16 protein-coding genes are annotated in these 16,604 nt (G+C 55.0%); 9 read left to right on the forward strand and 7 right to left on the reverse strand.

The window, feature by feature from the left end; genetic code table 11:
• Positions 1-56: 56 nt before the first annotated feature.
• Together ACTG1K_RS13040 and ACTG1K_RS13045 are read right to left on the reverse strand one after the other, a co-directional pair.
• On the reverse strand, positions 57-1,577 hold the full coding sequence (locus tag ACTG1K_RS13040) for a cryptochrome/photolyase family protein (protein ID WP_440005654.1): 1,521 nt from the start codon (positions 1,575-1,577) through the stop codon (positions 57-59).
• On the reverse strand, positions 1,577-1,741 hold the full coding sequence (locus ACTG1K_RS13045; protein ID WP_440005656.1) for a DUF2256 domain-containing protein: 165 nt from the start codon (positions 1,739-1,741) through the stop codon (positions 1,577-1,579). The genes ACTG1K_RS13040 and ACTG1K_RS13045 overlap by 1 nt, the downstream gene beginning before the upstream one ends.
• Before the next feature lie 460 nt (positions 1,742-2,201).
• Between ACTG1K_RS13045 and ACTG1K_RS13050 the strand changes: the two genes are divergently transcribed.
• Positions 2,202-3,587, forward strand: a complete 1,386-nt coding sequence (locus tag ACTG1K_RS13050; protein ID WP_440005658.1) for a tryptophanase — start codon at positions 2,202-2,204, stop codon at positions 3,585-3,587.
• 131 nt (positions 3,588-3,718) lie between these two features.
• Here the strand turns inward: ACTG1K_RS13050 and cdd are convergent, their stop codons facing one another.
• The 3 genes from cdd to ACTG1K_RS13065 form a co-directional block, all read right to left on the reverse strand.
• Entirely contained in the window at positions 3,719-4,603 is an 885-nt protein-coding gene (gene cdd, locus ACTG1K_RS13055; protein ID WP_115522309.1) for a cytidine deaminase, read from the reverse strand.
• Between the two features lie 197 nt (positions 4,604-4,800).
• On the reverse strand, positions 4,801-5,487 hold the full coding sequence (locus tag ACTG1K_RS13060) for an LrgB family protein (protein WP_005333281.1): 687 nt from the start codon (positions 5,485-5,487) through the stop codon (positions 4,801-4,803).
• On the reverse strand, positions 5,484-5,840 hold the full coding sequence (locus ACTG1K_RS13065; RefSeq protein WP_005333279.1) for a CidA/LrgA family protein: 357 nt from the start codon (positions 5,838-5,840) through the stop codon (positions 5,484-5,486). Before ACTG1K_RS13065 ends, ACTG1K_RS13060 begins: the two co-directional genes overlap by 4 nt.
• Positions 5,841-6,005: 165 nt before the next feature.
• Between ACTG1K_RS13065 and ACTG1K_RS13070 the strand changes: the two genes are divergently transcribed.
• A complete protein-coding gene (locus ACTG1K_RS13070; RefSeq protein ID WP_440005660.1) occupies positions 6,006-7,718 on the forward strand; it encodes a glycoside hydrolase family 36 protein in 1,713 nt (570 codons plus the stop codon).
• A gap of 78 nt (positions 7,719-7,796) precedes the next feature.
• On the opposite strand, the gene ACTG1K_RS13075 is transcribed toward ACTG1K_RS13070, so the two are convergent.
• Together ACTG1K_RS13075 and sbcB are read right to left on the reverse strand one after the other, a co-directional pair.
• Positions 7,797-8,297, reverse strand: coding sequence for a hypothetical protein (locus tag ACTG1K_RS13075; RefSeq protein WP_005360277.1), 501 nt, complete (start codon positions 8,295-8,297; stop codon positions 7,797-7,799).
• Positions 8,298-8,452: 155 nt separating this feature from the next.
• Positions 8,453-9,880 carry an exodeoxyribonuclease I gene (gene sbcB, locus ACTG1K_RS13080; protein ID WP_425855942.1) on the reverse strand — a complete coding sequence of 476 codons (1,428 nt, stop codon included), beginning with the start codon at positions 9,878-9,880 and terminating at the stop codon, positions 8,453-8,455.
• A gap of 377 nt (positions 9,881-10,257) precedes the next feature.
• On the opposite strand from sbcB, the gene yhfZ reads away from it, so the two are divergent.
• From yhfZ to ACTG1K_RS13115, 7 genes are all read left to right on the forward strand, one after another.
• Positions 10,258-11,157 (forward strand): GntR family transcriptional regulator YhfZ, encoded by a 900-nt coding sequence (gene yhfZ, locus ACTG1K_RS13085; RefSeq protein ID WP_425855940.1) that lies wholly within the window; start codon positions 10,258-10,260, stop codon positions 11,155-11,157.
• Positions 11,158-11,215: 58 nt separating this feature from the next.
• Complete coding sequence (locus ACTG1K_RS13090; RefSeq protein ID WP_259588614.1) at positions 11,216-11,548, forward strand: hypothetical protein; 333 nt, start codon at positions 11,216-11,218, stop codon at positions 11,546-11,548.
• Positions 11,548-12,426: a hypothetical protein gene (locus ACTG1K_RS13095; RefSeq protein WP_425855938.1), complete on the forward strand. Its 879-nt coding sequence runs from the start codon at positions 11,548-11,550 to the stop codon at positions 12,424-12,426. The genes ACTG1K_RS13090 and ACTG1K_RS13095 overlap by 1 nt, the downstream gene beginning before the upstream one ends.
• 14 nt (positions 12,427-12,440) lie before the next feature.
• The gene (locus ACTG1K_RS13100) at positions 12,441-12,800 is read left to right on the forward strand and encodes a DUF2620 domain-containing protein (protein WP_029303224.1); all 360 of its coding nucleotides are present in this window, start codon (positions 12,441-12,443) and stop codon (positions 12,798-12,800) included.
• A 9-nt stretch (positions 12,801-12,809) separates the two neighbouring features.
• Positions 12,810-14,111 (forward strand): YhfT family protein, encoded by a 1,302-nt coding sequence (locus ACTG1K_RS13105; protein ID WP_029303223.1) that lies wholly within the window; start codon positions 12,810-12,812, stop codon positions 14,109-14,111.
• A gap of 72 nt (positions 14,112-14,183) precedes the next feature.
• Positions 14,184-15,347 (forward strand): alanine racemase, encoded by a 1,164-nt coding sequence (locus tag ACTG1K_RS13110; RefSeq protein ID WP_259588620.1) that lies wholly within the window; start codon positions 14,184-14,186, stop codon positions 15,345-15,347.
• Positions 15,348-15,357: 10 nt separating this feature from the next.
• Entirely contained in the window at positions 15,358-16,575 is a 1,218-nt protein-coding gene (locus tag ACTG1K_RS13115) for a phosphopentomutase (RefSeq protein WP_425855937.1), read from the forward strand.
• The last annotated feature ends 29 nt before the right edge of the window (positions 16,576-16,604 follow it).

Below are 16,604 nucleotides of genomic sequence, written 5' to 3' on the forward strand. Positions count from 1 at the left end.
CCAGCGTAAATCGCTGCGCTGTTGTCAGTGTGAATGTGCCAGGGGACATGGCCCGCTTACAACTGCTCCAGCTGGATTAGGTACTGTTCCGCCGTCGCCAGAATTGCCTGCTGCTGCGCTGCCGGTTGGCCATCCCAGTTGGCATAGGGGAGGGCGAGGCGGGGATTGCCGCCCAGTTTGTCCCGATTGCGCCAGAGAAAGTGCCAGTAGAGGCTGTTAAAGGGGCAACTTCCGTCGCCGTGGCGCGTTTTGACCTGATAGTGGCACCCCTTGCAGTAGTGGCCCATCCGCTCGAGATAGGCGCCGCTGCTGGCGTAGGGCTTGCTGCCCATCAGGCCGCCATCGGCAAACTGGCTCATGCCGCGGGTGTTGGGCAGCTCCACCCACTCGATGGCATCCACATAGATACCGAGATACCACTGATCCACCTCGTCAGGATCGATCCCCGCCAGCAGGGCAAAGTTGCCTGTCACCATCAGCCGCTGGATATGGTGGGCGTAACCGTGCTCAAGGGATTGCTTTATGGCGTGACGCACGCAGGCCATCCTGGTTTCTCCATTCCATAAGAAACCGGGCAGCGGTCGGTTGGCCCCGAGAAAATTGGTCTGCTTATAGTCGGGCATCTTCTCCCAGTAAAGGGCACGGACAAACTCGCGCCAGCCGAGGATCTGGCGGATAAAGCCTTCTACCTGCGCCAGGGTGATGGTGGCCTGATTGGCCTGCCAGTGGGTCTCTGCGGCGCGGATCACCTCAAGCGGATGAAGCATCTTGCTGTTGAGGGAAAACGACAAGCGGCTGTGAAACAGGCTCCAGCCACGCTCGCTCAGGGCATCCTGATAGCGGCCAAAGTGAGGCAGGCAGTGGGTGAGAAAATGGGCCAGCAGCTCACGACTCTGGCGCCTTGTGATAGGCCACGGCAGCTTGCTGGCATCCGCCTCGCCGATGGTACTGACCCCGTGGCGGGTCAGCATGGCATCAATATCGCTCACCTCGTTGGCAAAGGTGAGGGGTTCCGGGATCGGCTGACGCTCCGGCAGCTTGGCGCGGTTCTCGTCATCAAAATTCCAGCGCCCGCCAAGGGGTTGGCCGCGCTCATCAAGCAGCACTTGATATTGCTTTCGCAGGGCGCGGTAGAAGAACTCCATCCGGCTGTGGGGATAGCGCTGCCAGCCATCGCGGGGGGAGAGAAAATGTTCGCTCTCCACCTCGGAGGCAGGGATAGCAAGGCCCGCCGCCCAGCTTTTCAACTGGTTGGCGAGGCGCCACTCGTCCGGGCTCTGCCAGGCAAAGCTGTCGGCCTGATGCGCCGCGATTTGGGCTGCCAGCAGGCTGTGCAAGTCGGGCCAGCGGGCACTCTCATCAAGAGTCAGGTAACAGACGCGGTGGCCAGCCTTGCCAAGGGCCGCCGCGAAGGCGCGCATGGCGGCAAAGAAGGCCAGCACCTTCTGGCGATGGTGGCGGCAGTAGTCGGTCTCTTGGCGCAGCTCTGCCATCAGATAGCAGATTGCCGGATCCGGGGTGCGAAACCAGCTGTGAGCGGCGTTTAGCTGATCGCCGAGAATCAGGCGCAGCTCCATCAGACTCGCTCCCCCTCAGGTTGCTGGCTGCGGTGACGAGCGTGGCGACAGCGTTCGCTGCAGTAGCGAACTTCCTCCCAGCTGCGCACCCACTTGCGCCGCCAGCTGAAGGGGCGCTGGCAGACGGGGCAGATCTTCTCGGGCAGATGGGGTTTGCGATGCATGATGGCTTCCAGCCTTGGCTGATGGGGGATGTGGCGTGTGGATAGGGAGAATAACGAACCGGGGGCGCGGGCGGATCAACCTCACTGCCAGTTTGCCGCGCAGACGCCCACTTTGTGAGCGGGCGCACAGCCCGTCGGTGCGCCCCTTGTTTGCCAATTAACCTGCCGTTAACGTGGCGAGGCTGCCCGTTGGCAGCATCCATCAATGGATCTTGTTGGCCACCGACTGTCTACAACCGATATGGAGGGGAGTGATGCCAATCATGACAGCTACGCCCCGGGCAGCCTGCCTGCTCGCCCACTGGTATACCCGGGATCCCATTCTCACCTTCGACTTTCCTCACCGCTGATTGGCGGCACCCGCCGTTTGAATTTGTCAGCCGGACGACCCTGATCGCCCTGGCCTTTTTGCCAATTCCGATTTCAAACGCACTGGCCCAGCGCCGGTGAGGAGTCTTATATGCGTCGTATACCCGAGCCGTTTCGTATCAAGATGGTCGAGCCCATCAAACAGACCACTGGCGCCGAGCGCCGTGCCGCCCTCGAGGCCGCTGGCTGGAACCCCTTCCTGCTGCTGGCCGAGGATGTCTATATCGATCTGCTGACCGACAGTGGCACAGGTGCCATGTCCGATCGCCAGTGGGCCGGCATCATGATGGGGGATGAGGCCTATGCGGGCAGCCGCAACTTCGTCGAGCTGGAGCGCACGGTGCGCGAGATTTTTGGCTACCAGCATGTGATGCCCACCCACCAGGGGCGCGGGGCCGAGCAGATCCTCTTTCCCGAGCTGGTCAAGCGCTGCAAGGGCAAGGCGCCTGTGTTTATCTCCAACTACCACTTCGACACCACCAAGGCTCACGTGGAGTTGGCCGGCGCGCGGGCCATCAACCTGCTCACCCCGAAGGCCCTCGACACCACGGTGCCTTATGCCTGGAAGGGGGATTTTGATCTCCCTCGCCTGACCGACACCATCGAAACCCTGGGGGCCGACAACGTGGCCGGCATCATCATCACGGTGACCTGCAACAGTGCCGGTGGCCAGCCGGTCTCCATGGCCAATATGGAGGCGGTCTCCGAGTTGGCCCGTCGTCACCAGATTCCGGTGGTGATCGACGCCGCCCGCTTCGCCGAGAACGCCTGGTTTATCAAGGAGCGGGACCCGGCCTATGCCAAGTGCAGCATCAAGGAGATAGTGCGCCAGATGTTTGCGCTGGGGGACATCTTCACCATGTCGGCTAAAAAGGACGGGCTGGTCAATATCGGCGGGCTTTGCTGCTTCAAGGAAGATCTCGACCTGTTCCGCGCGGTGCAGGTGCGCTGCGTAGCGATGGAGGGATTCGTCACCTATGGCGGCCTTGCCGGGCGGGACATGGCGGCGCTTGCCATCGGTCTGCGTGAGGGGATGGATGAGGAGTATCTCACCTATCGCATCAGTCAGGTGGCTTATCTCGGCGAGCGGCTGGCCGAGGCGGGTATCCCGATCCAGACCCCCACCGGCGGCCATGCGGTGTTTGTCGATGCCAAAAAGCTGCTGCCCCATATTCCGGCCGAGCAGTTCCCCGCCCATGCGCTCGCTTGCGAGCTCTATCTGGAAGGGGGCGTGCGCGGGGTGGAGATTGGTTCCCTGCTGCTGGGGCGCGATCCCGCTACCGGCAAGCAGGAGGCGGCTGACTTTGAGTTGCTGCGTCTCACCATTCCGCGCCGGGTCTACACCCGGGATCACATGGACTATGTGGCCGACTGCCTGATCGCGGTGAAGGCGCGTGCCAGCGACATTCGCGGGCTCACCTTTGACTACGAGCCGCCGCTGCTGCGCCACTTCACCGCGCGGCTGAAACCGGTCTGATCAGTAATCGGTTAGACAGGGTGATCAACTGCGCCAAGCTGTGAAGACCAAGAGCAGTTCCCGGTTAAACAGCCAAGTAAAAAGCCCCCGCACCAAGGTGCGGGGGCTTTCGTTTATCGAAGCAAACTGGGTCAGACCGCTTGATACTCCAGCTCGACCGAGCCCAGCGCCTTGAGGGTGGACTGGGCGGAGTCACGCTGGCTGATCTGGCCGTTTTTATTCTCCAGCAGCACGGCGCGGCGGATGGTGGCGAGATCTTCGCCGTTAAGCACCGCATGGGCGCAGGCCATCTGCATCGGTGGCAGGCTGGGGTTGAAGGCGGCGTTCTCGGCGTAGCGGCCAGAGAAGATGCGGCCATCGGCAAATTGCAGCGCCACTGCAGCATAGCCCTGACTGTAGGGGGCGTAGCTTTGACGGGCGGCGGCCAGCGCGGCTTGCCACAGTGGGTCTTCGCTTTGAAGCTGAAGCTCTGCGTGATCCTGCGGGCTCATCAGCGCATCCGTGATGTCGAGATCTGCTGGGCCAAACGAGTGGGGCAGGAAGGATTGCAGGGCGCTCAGGTCATCGGGCAGAGAGACTTTCAGGATCTTGGCGGTGCTCAGCTCGTTCATGAACTGACGGCAGTGGCCGCAGGGGGTGTAGTTGACGGTGATTTCAGAGATCCCGGTCTCGCCACCCAGCCAGGCGTTGGAGATGGCGGACTGCTCGGCGTGAACCGAGTGGAACAGACCTTGCCCTGCAAACTCCATGTTGGCACCGAAGTACCAGGTGCCGCTCAGGCCGCAGGCGATGGCACCGACGTAAAACTTGGAAATGGGTGCCACCGAGCAGGCGGCGGCCAGCGGCAACAGGGCGAGGCGCAGTGCGCGATCATCGAGACCTGTGGCGGCTTTCAGGGTGGCGACTTGCTCCGGCGTGAAGCGGGCGTTGAAGTCGGCACTATCCAGCATGGGCTGCACGGCTGCTTTGAGCGGGGCAGAGAGGGTATCGAATGGCTTGGCAAAACGGGGATGCATAGTGTGTCCTCAAAGGCCAATTGGGCGGCCATTGTAGGGAGCAAGCTCGGGTAAATGTGTGAGCAGGCTCACGCCCTGACGGGCAAACGGAGGGGGATGGTAATGGAAACGTTTATCTTGTGCAAATTGTGCGGCAGGTCGCACCCCGAGAGGCCAGAAGGCCCCCCGGAATGGTCAACAGGTGGTCAATGGGGTGATCAGATCAGCCAGTGATAGATGGCAAACAGCAGCGGGGCGACGGCAGCGGTGAGGATCCCGCACACCACCATGGCCAGCGATGCAAAGGCACCCTGGGTGATCCCCTTCTCGGCGGAGGTGGCGGTGCCGATGGCGTGGGCACAGGCCCCCATGGCGAGCCCTTGCGCTTCCGGATCGGTCACTTTCAGCAGTTTGAGCAGCGGGTAGCCGATCAGCGCGCCCACAATTCCCACCACCACCACCACGGCGGCCGCGATGGCGGGAATGCCGCCGATGGACTGGCTGACGCTCATGGCGAGCGGGGTGGTGATGGATTTGGTAGCCAATGAGGCGAGCAGCGCCGGATCTGTGCCCATAAAATGACCGATCAGCAAGGTTGTGCACACCGAGATCAAGACGGAGGCGAGGGTACAGATTAGGATGGGCTTGAGCTTGGCCTGGATCTGGCGTGCCTGCTGATAGAGCGGCAGCGCCAGCGCCACTACGGCGGGTTCCAGCAGCATGGTAATGGGGCTGCTGCCGCGCTCGTACTGCTCAAGGGGCAGATCAAACCAGAGCAGCAGGCCGATGATCACCGCGGTCGGCACCAGCACAGGGTTGATGATGGGCCAGGGCAGGCGGCGATAGAGGGCGCGGGTGGCGAAATAGAGCGCCAGGGTCAGAGGGATCGCTAGCCAGAAGATCATTTGTTCATCCTCTGGTAGAGCCGACCGACGGTGGCGAGGATCAGCACGATCCCGAGCACGATGCAGAGCATGATGACGCCGAAGGATTGGCGCAGGGGCTCAAGCCAGGCCACCAGCCCGACCGCAACCGGCACGAACAGCACGCCCATGTGGCGCAGCAGCAAGCCAGCGCCCAGCTCAACCCAGTGCAGCTTGATCAACTGCAGGGAGAGCAGCACAAACAGCAGCAGCATGCCGATGATGCTGCCGGGAAAGGCGAAAGGCAGGATGGCTGCCACGGATTTACCTGCCAGCAGGCAGGCGACGATGACCATAAAGTCACGAAAGTACAGCAAGGCGCGTTGCGCGATCACGTGAACCTCATCGACTGGGAAGAAAAATCGCAGTTTACCAGAGAGGCCGGGTCGCGGCATTAAAACAATAACAACTGAAATCAGTTCGTTTGAATCTGATTTGTATGCAGATTATCTGTTGAACATCGTCTGATAGAACCCTTTTTCGAACTACAAGGAGTAGTGATGACATCCCTCTTGTCCCGAGTTCGCCAGCTGGCGAACGATAATGCGTTGCCACCACCCCATCTGCTGCAAACCCGTGAGTGGGAAGGGCCCCTGTGTCGGGTGCGACTCGACAACACTGGCCCTGATGCCACCCCGGTTGAGCGCTGGGTGCTGTTTGACGGCAAGCTTGGCCTGCCGGTGGAGGGCGCCATCTATGGCGAAGGATTCCAGATGCTGGCCCAGACCATGGGTAGCTGGCAATCACCACAACATGTCGGCCGTTGCCCCGATGCCAGCGTCTATCGCATCACCGATGACAATGGCTATCACACCATTCACAACCTGTTGCTGGTGGAGCATGGCAAGGGGTGGCTGCTGCTCGCCTTTGCCAGCTGTCACCGTTTTGGCGGGGAGTTTCGCCTCTACCCTGATGGTCGCTTGCAGATCCTGATGAACTGCGAAGGGCGAAAACTTGCAGCCGGTGAGCACTGGCAGAGCGAGGCGCTGATCTGCCTCGAAGGAGCGGAGCGCGAGGATCTGCTGGCAGAACTGGCACGGCTAATCGAGGTCGAGCACGGCTCGCTGATCGGCCAGGTGAGTGAGCGCCCGAGCGGCTGGTGCTCCTGGTATCACTACTACGCCGAGGTGAGCGCCGCCGATATTCGCGAGAACCTGCAGGTGCGTGCCGAGCGTTTCCCGGCCCTGCGTTATGTGCAGATCGACGACGGCTATCAGGCCAAAATGGGCGACTGGCTTACCCCGTCGGCCAAGTTCGAGCAGGGGATGGCATCACTGGCTGCGGAGATCAAACAGGCTGGCTGCGAGCCCGCTCTCTGGGTCGCTCCCTTTATTGCAGAGCCCACTTCGCAGGTGTTTCAGGATCATCCCGACTGGTTTGTGAAGGGGGATGACGGCCTGCCGCTCCCCTCCGAGCGGGTCACCTATGGCGGTTGGCGTTGTACCCCCTGGTATGTGCTGGATGGTACCCACCCCGAGGTGCAGGCGCACCTTGAGCAGGTGTTCCGCACCCTGCGCGAACAGTGGGGCATCCACTACTTCAAGCTCGATGCCAACTTCTGGGGTGCCATCCACGGTGGCCATTTCCAGGATCCGGCTGCCACGCGGGTTGAAGCCTATCGGCGCGGCATGGCCGCCATTCTGCGCGGTGCTGGCGATGGTGCCTTCCTGCTCGGTTGCAACGCCCCCATCTGGCCGAGCCTTGGGCTGGTGCACGGCATGCGGGTGAGCGATGACGTGGAGCGCAACGGCCACTGCTATCGCCAGATTGCTCGCGAAGCCTTCTGCCGTGCCTGGCAGAACGACAAGCTCTGGGCCCTCGATCCCGACTGCATCTGTTTGCGTGATCTACCGAGCCAGCAGGCCAGCAAGGCGGATTACAGCTTCCATCTGGCAGCGCTGGTGGCGAGCGGCGGCATGATGCTGGCGGGTGATCGGCTGCAAGATCTCGATGAGGAGCAGGCGGCGCAACTGCGCAAGTTGTTGGCGCTCTGCGCCGCCCGGGCACCCTCTGCCCGTTTCGAGTCGATGGACTTTGCCTGTGGCGAAGTAAGCCTGCCCGAGGGCGGCACTCTGCTCTGCCTGTTCAACTGGGAGGGGCAACCACAGGAGTTTCTGCTGCCGGAAGGGGGAACCGATTTTTGGCATGGGCAGGCAGTCGGCACAACTGTGACCCTGCAAGGGGGCGAGGGGCGGGTGATCCACTACACCTGATCACAGCGTCACCATAAACAATTCAGGCTCCATCACGGAGCCTGAATTGTTTCAATCAGCGGTTATCAGCCACGTTTTTCAGTAACGCCACTCAAAGCCGACGGCGTATTTGGCTGAGCCATAGCCCGGGATATCGCTGCCGGAGGCGATCGCCTTGAGGGTCAGCAACGGGGTGATGGGTACCCCCAGACCAAAACCGATGGCCAGCTGATCATTGGGGTTCCCCATCAGATCGACCCGCATCACCCGATAGAGGGACATATCCTCGCTCAGGTGCATATAGGCTTGCGAAGCGCGGTTATAGACCTGACCAAACACCTCCAGCTGGAAACCTGACTGGGCGCTGATGGCCAGCGGTACCCCGACAAACTTGTAGAGATGGGAACCGTTGAAGTAGCTGTTGGTGATCAGGGGTGTGAAATCAGTCTGCTGATAAAGGGTGTTGAAGTTCTGTTCTACGATGCGATAGGTCTGCTCGGGCAAGCGAGCAAGATAATCCGGCACATCGAACCGGTATGCGGCGTTGGCTGCCAGCGGCAGCAGGGCCAGTAATCCGAGCAGTGCGTGGTGACGAGGCATCAGCAAATGGCTTCCGTTCGGCCAAAGAGATCTCTTGCTTGGGAGACATCCGCTCAGGATGTTGCAAGATATTGGTTTTTGGGGAAATCCCCTTCGTCATTATGACCTGAAGAAGGGGATGGGCGGGAAGGATTTATTGTGAAACTACTCACAACTCATAAATCTTCCAGATAGTGATAGAGACTCTTAAGAATCGCAAAGTTCCGTTCGTTACTCTGGTTCTGCTCGGCCAGCGCCTCGAGACGGGGCACGTAGTCCGGCAGACGACGGCTGAAGTAGTCGCTGCAGTGCAGGCGCCAGCGTTTCTGCTCTGCTTCGCTCAAGGTGTGTGGCCAGTTGCGGGCGCGGTAGCGGAACAGCATCTCCGGCAGCCGGGAGTCGGTAAAGGCGAACTCCCGCTCACCCAGCAGATCCGCGGGGGTGGCGCGCACCAGATCCATGGTGGACTTGTCGCCATGGCCAAAGAATCCGGCGTAGAGCTGGGTATCGGGGTCGCTCTCATTGCTGCCGGCGAACTCCTGATTGAACACTTCCACCAGTTTTTCCCGTACCTCGGGGTGGGCGCGCAGCAGATCCAGGCTCTTGCGGCACTGCTCCCGATTGATGCCGAGCTCGTCGGCCCGTTCCGCCGTCAGGGTGGCGGCCGGCGCCAGCACCGGGCACTTGTTGATGTGCACCAGTTTCACCGGAATGCCCGCCAGATCCCCCAGCTCCTCTTTTTTGGTATAGAGGCGCTCGCGGATCTCCTCGCTCGTGAGCTCTATAAGCGGGGTGGGGTCGCGGGTCAGGTCGACCATGATCACCGCGTTCTGGTTGGTGGGGTGCCAGGCGAGCGGTGAGACCCAGCTTGCACACCCCTGCCAGGGGGAGAACATGCCGGAGACGTGTACCAGCGGTTTCATGGTCACCACGTCGATCAGTGCCTTCACCTTGTTCTTGTTGCGAAGGTCAAACAGGTACCCGAACAGCTTGGGCTGGGCCTTTTTCACCAGCTTGGCCATCTCGATGGTGGCCAGCACGTCTGACAGCGCATCGTGGGCATTGGCATGGGCGACGCCGTTGGCGACCGTCAGCTTCTCCAGCCGGAAACTCGGTTTGCCTTCATCATCAAAGGCCCACTCGATCCCCTCCGGGCGCAGGGCGTAGCAGGCCCGCAGCATGTCGAGGATGTCCCAGCGTGAGTTGCCGTTCTGCCAGCTGTAGGCATAGGGGTCATAGAAGTTGCGATAGAGGGTGTTGCGGGTCACTTCATCATCGAAGCGGATGCTGTTGTAGCCCAGCACACAGGTATTCGGCGTGGCGAACTGCTCGTGGATCTGGCGAATGAAATCCGCCTCGCACAGCCCATCCTTCATCGCCTTTTGCGGCGTGATACCGGTAATCAGGCACGCCTCCGGATCCGGCAGGTAGTCTGCCGGAGGTTTGCAATAAATGACCAGCGGCTCGCCAATGAGATTGAAATCCGCATCGGTACGAATACCGGCAAACTGCGACGGCCTGTCCTTGGCGGGGCTGATGCCGAAGGTCTCGTAGTCGTGGAAATAGAATGTTGGCTCGTTGCCCGCGTGTGCTGTTTTGCTCATGTTGCTCGAGATGAGGTATCCGATGACGGTAGCGCCTGGCGCTAGGGTGGGCGGTGCCAGGCACCACAATTGTGTGCATGGTAAACCATAGCGCAGGCAGAACGAAGGGCGAGCCGTGTAGGTGGCGGTTTATTGGGCGGAAAGAGACCTCATAGAGTTAGAGGGGAGTCAGCCAATCAGGTGGCCAAATTCACTATGTCACTAGATCCAACGCTTCAGTCGGTCGGAGACATGGCGCTCTTGGGTCGCGCCCGTGGTTTTTTTGCAAGGATCCTCTCTCATCCGATTTGTTATGAAGGCGCTCACAAAATTGAGCAATCGTTTAGTTTTGGGCGAAATCTCTGATGTATCATTTTTTCAAAATAATGAAGATATAAATGATGACAAACCCATACATCAGTAAAGAAGGCATGGCAGTGATATGCCTTGCAAAGTATCTCATGACGACCCAGCCTGACGACCGCCTGAGGACGATAGAGTCCTTGTCTGACGAGATCGGTGTATCGGTTGGATTTATACAGAAGGCGTTTACCACGCTGGAAAATGACAAGGCGGTCAGCTTGAGTAAGCAGGGGCGTAATGGCACTTATATTCGGCAACTCGATTATCAAAAGCTTGTCCGTTACTCCGGCATCAGCCATGTGGTGTGTGCCATGCCGCTGCCTTATACAAAGCACTACGAGGGCCTGGCCAGTGGATTGAAGGCGCAACTTGGCAGCCTGCCACTCTATTTTGCCCATATGCGCGGCGCTGATGTCCGTGCCGAATGCTTGAAAAAGGGTGTCTATGACCTAGCCATTATGTCCAAACTTGCTGCTGGAACATTGGGTGGTAGCGTGAAGATCCTGGCGGATCTGGGGGCTGAGTCCTATTCACTCGAGCATCGATTGATTTATAGGGAAAACGAATATGAGACTATCAAACGCGTAGGGGTCGATCCGGCATCTCCTGATCAGCGAATTCTGACCGAGAAGGCGTTTGCAGGAAGAGAAATTGAAATTGTCGAGATCAACTATTCCAACAGCTTGAGTTATCTCGTTTCCGGGCAGATAGATGCGGTCGTGTGGTTGCCCGAGGCCATCGATATGAATGTATCAGGGCTGTGCGAAAAATCGCTCCAGCATATTGATGAATGTCGCCAAGCATCCCAGGCGGTCATTCTTGTCAGTCGCCAGAGCCAGCATGTCAGCGAGCTAATTAGTAAATTACTTGATGTTCATCAACTGTTGGTCCATCAGCGTTTAGTAATTGAAGGGAAGTTGATACCAAGTTATTAATATTTGAATATGGAGATATGCAGTGATAGCGCGATTACAGTTACTCCGGTCAGCCGATGTGATCAGTCATGATGCATTAAAAGCATGTTTAGTGGTAATGGAAGACCTCAGGGAAAATTTTCCAGTTGGTGATGATAACGAACAATTCCAGATGATGATTGTCCATCTGGCCAGGGCATTTGATCGGATTAAGTCAGGAACACCAATAGAGCAAGGCATGGATCCAACCCTATTTGATGAAGTACAGGAAGATCCATTCTTCCATGATATTGATGTTCTCAACAGAAAACTGCTTGATAAAATTGATCTTGCGACAGCTCCGGAGAGTGAAAAGTCATTTATGTTGAGTAATCTTTTATCACTGCACTACTCATGTCAGGAGGGTATGTAATGTCGATTAGCCTCGATGGTTACACCTATTGTCATGAACATCTGCACATTGACCTATCTTCACAGAAAAGGGATGAAGATTGTCTTCTTGATAGTTATGCGTCGATCCGGGATGAGCTTTTTGCACTCAAACAGTATGGCGTGCTTAATCTCATCGAGATGACAAATCGTTTTATGGGAAGAAATCCTCATTTTATTGAAAATATAATGCGAGATACCGGCGTGAATATCCTGATGTCGACAGGTTATTATATCGAAGGCTTCTTCCCCGAGAAGCTATACCGTATGTCAGCTCGCGAGATATGCGGTGAGATGGTGCATGAAATCACGGTGGGTATCGATGAAAGTGCACTTAAAGCTAGTGTCATTGGGGAAATTGGTAGTAGCGAGAACGCATTTACCGAAACGGAGCGAAAAGTCTTTGAAGCTGCAGCTATGGCGCATTATGAGACAGGCCGCCCAATCTCGACCCATCTTTCCATGAGCACCATGGCAAGAGAACAGGTGAAGTTATTCAAGTCGTATGCGGTCGCAATGGAAAGGATAACTATTGGTCATTGCGATCTTAAAAATAATCTGGATGACATCTTGTGGTTGATCGAGCAGGGCTGTCATGTTCAGTTTGACACTATCGGCAAGAACAGTTACTTCCCTGATTCGTCGAGAATCAACATGCTGAAAGAATTGGCTAGCAGGAATTTGTTGGATAGAGTCATGCTGTCTATGGATATAACTAGAAAATCACACCTTAAAAAAAATGGAGGCCTTGGATTTTGTTATCTGGTGGAAAGTTTTATTCCACAGTTACTTGAGTCAGGTATTAGTAAAACTCAAATAGAACAAATGTTACGTATTACCCCTTACCACTTTTTTAAATAAGGCTGGATATAAAAATGAAGAAAATAGGGATTGCTGGGTTGCAACGTGAGCAGATAAAGGCACAGATTGAACAAGCTGCACCGGGGGAGTTTGAATGTCATATTCTCAATGACATGGATGCCGCCATGAAGGTAAAAGCGGGAGTCCTGGATTATTACATCGGGTGTTGTAATACCGGTGCTGGGGCTGCACTATCTATCGCTATCGCCATTATCGGTTATCCGAAAAGTTGCACTATTGCTAAACCTTCCATCAAAGCTAAGTCCGAAGAGGTGGAGAAATTTATTCAAGAGGGCAAGGTGGCGTTTGGTCTTTCAGTGGAACATGTCGAACACGCCATTCCGTTATTAATTACCAAGCTTGCTGCCAATTGAGGGTAAAAAATGGACATTATGCAATTAGGGTTAGTCACTCTGTTGTGTGCCATGACAGCTCTGTTGGCCAATATGAGTGCATCGGTATTTCATGACGGGATCAGGCCGATTCTACCCCAAGTCGTCGAAGGAAATATGTCGCGGCGTGATGCGGGATCCGTGGCGTTTGGCTTGTCGATTGGTTTCGTCGCCTCAGTCGGTATTTCGTTTACGCTTTCCACTGGTCTTCTAAACCCTTGGCTGCTCTTTCTACCGACCGACATTCTTGGTGTAATGATGGCTCGGCGCTGGCAAGCCGCATTAGCTGGCGGTTTGTGGGGGATTTTGGTTGTTACCTCTCTTTCCGGTGTGAATGCGGTATTGACCGGATTGCCTGTCGATGCAGTTGGTGCATTAGGTGAATTGGGTACACCAGTGATGACCGCTTTTGCACTGTTTCCGCTGCTTGCCATCTTTTATCAGTTCGGTTGGAAAGCCGGTGCTATTTCAGCTGCGGTTATTGTGCTGGCCCGGCTGGCCACGATGAAATTTACCACTATTTATCCTGAGTCCCTGCAAATCTTCGTTGGGATGATGATGCTGGTGGGGACTGCCATATACAAAGACATCAACGATAAGAAAAATGGTATCGCGCCGCCTGATATGTCGGGTATGCACAGTTTGTTTGAAGAACGTACCAAGCGTATCATGAAAAACCTGCCGTTCCTGGCTGCAACTGGTGCGCTGGTAGCTGTGGTTGTCAACGCTGGTTATTTCGCTGGCTCCGAAGTTTCTATCTATCCGCTGGCAGATGCCTACAAGTTGACCGATCCTGTCGCTCAGCAGACGGCAATCAACCAGGTTGCTCTTTCTGAATTCATGCGCGGGCTTGGGTTCGTACCTCTGATTGCGACCACTGCACTGGCCACTGGTGTATATGGTGTGGTCGGGATGACTTTTGTGTTTGTGGTTGGTTATCTCTCACCTAACGTACCTGTTGCTGCGGTGTTGGGGGCCCTGACCATTTGTGCGGAAGTATTCTTGCTGCGTCGGATCGGCCATTTCCTGGAACAATTTCCGTCTATTCGTAATGCTTCGGATAATATCCGTAATTCGATGAACACGCTGATGGAGTTTGCACTCCTGATCGGTGGGGTACTGGCGGTGATGAAAATGGGTGGTACCACCGGGATTACCATTTTCACTATCTTGTTCTTCCTCAATGAGGTGATGGGCCGTCCTGTACTAAAAATTGCTGCTCCGGCTCTCGCTGCCATATTAACTGGTGTTGCACTCAATATTTTCCATATCGTCGGACTTTTTAATATCTGACCCCAGGGTCACCCGGTTTGACAGCCTGAAAACTATCGGGCCGGGTAAGCTATATTTATAAGGTGAGCGAAGATGTTTCTTGATGCTTTGAAAAGACAAAATCCGAGATTTATAGAGTGTGCAGCTGAATTATTAAAATCCAACCAGGTTTTGCCTGATACTTATATTATTGATGTCGAGCAGTTTGTTGAAAATGCGAGGGTGATCAAGAAAACTGCAGATGAGTATGGGGTCACACTCTATGCGATGACGAAGCAATTTGGACGCAATCCCGTTTTAGCAAAATTGCTGATCGATGAGTTAGGTTATGATGGTATTGTCTGTGTTGATTTCAAAGAAGCACGCCATTATTCAGATCTGGGAATAAATGTTAGTCATGTTGGGCATTTGGTTCAACCACCTACTGGGATAGTCCATGAATTGGTGAGTGTCACCAAACCAGAGATTATAACCGTTTATTCTATTGAAAAGGCCAAGGAAATTTCATCTGCTGCAGTTAATGCAAATGTAGTTCAAAAGATTATGGTCAAGTTTTATCAGCATGGTGACATTATCTATCCCAGTCAGGAGTCTGGATTTTTACTAAGTGATCTGGATGAGGTTATCCAATCATTGTCAGCACTACCGAATATTGCTATAGCGGGGGTCACTCATTTTCCCAGCTTTCTCTATGATGAAGATAAAGATGTGACCGTGGCCACACATAATTTCAGGACAACGATGATTGCCAAAGAGCAGGCTGAGCGAATGGGTTGCCGGATAACACAGGTCAATGTTCCGTCTTCAACTAGTTGTGAAACGATACCGCTAATTGCCTCTCGAGGTGGGACGCATGGCGAACCGGGGCATGCTTTGACCGGTACAATTCCATCAAATCAGAATGGGGATCAGCCAGAAAAGATTGCAATGCTTTATTTGAGCGAGATATCTCATCAGCATAACGGAAATAGTTATTGCTATGGTGGTGGATATTATCGGCGTGGACGTATTCGTGGCGCACTGGCAATGGATGGCTCAGATCCACACGGACGCTTCATGCCATTTGTGGCAGGTGATGATGGCAGCATCGATTACCACATCCAGTTGGCGGGAACGTGTCCCGTCGGCACACCCGTTATTATGGCTTTCCGCTCCCAGGTGTTTGTGACCAGGAGTGATGTTGCGCTGGTTTCAGGAATATCGACAGGGACCCCGAAAATCATCGGACTCTATGATTCGCAAGGGCGAGAGTTGTAAGGGAGGGATTATGGCAAGGTTTATTGTTGTCGTCCTCGATGGCTTTGGTATCGGCGAAATGCCGGATGTACTGGCCGAGCGACCACAGGATCACGGTGCCAATACAGCAAGAAAGCTCATTGAGCATTTTTCAGATAAACATCTGCCGACGTTGGCACGGCTTGGATTGTTGAATACGGTGTATCCCGTCAACTCAGTGATGCAACGTAGCCAGGCTGCAAACTGGGGTAAGTCAATGCTGGGCCATGAAGGGTGTGACACCTTTATGGGGCATCAAGAGATCATGGGGACCAAACCGAGAGCACCGCTACAAGCCCCCTTTAGTACATATATCGAAAAGATAGAGGCAGGGTTGATTGCCGCAGGATACCAGGTCAACCGAATATATCGCGATGCGCTTGCCCTACTGGAGGTCAACAGCTGTGTCGTGATCGGGGATAACCTTGAGGCCGAGTTGGGACAGGTTTATAACATTACAGCCAATTTGAACTTGATATCATTCGATGACGTTGTGAAAATCGGGAGAGTAGTCAGGAAATATAATGATGCTGGACGAAACATAGCGTTTGGTGGACTGATTGATTCAATGGATGACATCTATTCAGCCATAGAAACCAAACCAGATAAAAACGGAAATATAGCATTTATTGGGGTCAACGCTCCACGTTCTGGAACCTATAATAACGGATTTAAGGTTATTCACCTTGGCTATGGAGTCGATCCATCGACACAAGTGCCACACTGTCTTAATCAGGTTGGAATCAAGACGTTCTTATATGGTAAGGTCGCCGATATCGTAGAGAATGAACACGGTGTTTCATATCCAGGAGTAGTCGATACCGATACACTGTTTGATTTATTGCTGCGGGATGTTGTTCGGAAAGATAATGCATTTTTCTGCCTCAATGTTCAGGAAACGGATCTTTCCGGTCACCAACAAAATGCTGGGCGTTACTGGTATACGCTCGAGAGAGCTGATGCCGGATTATCAAAGATATTAGACGCTATGTCCATAAGCGACCTCTTGATTGTTATGGCTGATCATGGCAACGATCCCTTTATCGGACATTCTCTTCATACAAGAGAAATGGTGCCAATATTGTTATTCAGCCATGAATTAAAGGGGCTTGAGTTAGGTGTTCGCGATACCCTATCTGATGTGGGGGCCAGTGTTGCCAAATTCTTTAATGCTCCCATGCCAGAATTTGGTTCGCCCATAAAGATCTAGTTCGACGATATATAAACACTAATTATGTT

This window comes from Aeromonas sp. 102P, assembly GCF_051920345.1.
In the GTDB taxonomy this organism is placed as follows: domain Bacteria; phylum Pseudomonadota; class Gammaproteobacteria; order Enterobacterales; family Aeromonadaceae; genus Aeromonas; species Aeromonas veronii.

What these genes read in the sequence shown, in the direction of transcription:
- ACTG1K_RS13040 (WP_440005654.1), bottom strand. Translation starts at nt 1,577, where the DNA reads ATGGAGCTGCGCCTGATTCTCGGCGATCAGCTAAACGCCGCTCACAGC.
- ACTG1K_RS13045 (WP_440005656.1), bottom strand. Translation starts at nt 1,741, where the DNA reads ATGCATCGCAAACCCCATCTGCCCGAGAAGATCTGCCCCGTCTGCCAG.
- ACTG1K_RS13050 (WP_440005658.1), top strand. Translation starts at nt 2,202, where the DNA reads ATGCGTCGTATACCCGAGCCGTTTCGTATCAAGATGGTCGAGCCCATC.
- cdd (WP_115522309.1), bottom strand. Translation starts at nt 4,603, where the DNA reads ATGCATCCCCGTTTTGCCAAGCCATTCGATACCCTCTCTGCCCCGCTC.
- ACTG1K_RS13060 (WP_005333281.1), bottom strand. Translation starts at nt 5,487, where the DNA reads ATGATCTTCTGGCTAGCGATCCCTCTGACCCTGGCGCTCTATTTCGCC.
- ACTG1K_RS13070 (WP_440005660.1), top strand. Translation starts at nt 6,006, where the DNA reads ATGACATCCCTCTTGTCCCGAGTTCGCCAGCTGGCGAACGATAATGCG.
- ACTG1K_RS13075 (WP_005360277.1), bottom strand. Translation starts at nt 8,297, where the DNA reads ATGCCTCGTCACCACGCACTGCTCGGATTACTGGCCCTGCTGCCGCTG.
- sbcB (WP_425855942.1), bottom strand. Translation starts at nt 9,880, where the DNA reads ATGAGCAAAACAGCACACGCGGGCAACGAGCCAACATTCTATTTCCAC.
- yhfZ (WP_425855940.1), top strand. Translation starts at nt 10,258, where the DNA reads ATGATGACAAACCCATACATCAGTAAAGAAGGCATGGCAGTGATATGC.
- ACTG1K_RS13095 (WP_425855938.1), top strand. Translation starts at nt 11,548, where the DNA reads ATGTCGATTAGCCTCGATGGTTACACCTATTGTCATGAACATCTGCAC.
- ACTG1K_RS13100 (WP_029303224.1), top strand. Translation starts at nt 12,441, where the DNA reads ATGAAGAAAATAGGGATTGCTGGGTTGCAACGTGAGCAGATAAAGGCA.
- ACTG1K_RS13105 (WP_029303223.1), top strand. Translation starts at nt 12,810, where the DNA reads ATGGACATTATGCAATTAGGGTTAGTCACTCTGTTGTGTGCCATGACA.
- ACTG1K_RS13110 (WP_259588620.1), top strand. Translation starts at nt 14,184, where the DNA reads ATGTTTCTTGATGCTTTGAAAAGACAAAATCCGAGATTTATAGAGTGT.
- ACTG1K_RS13115 (WP_425855937.1), top strand. Translation starts at nt 15,358, where the DNA reads ATGGCAAGGTTTATTGTTGTCGTCCTCGATGGCTTTGGTATCGGCGAA.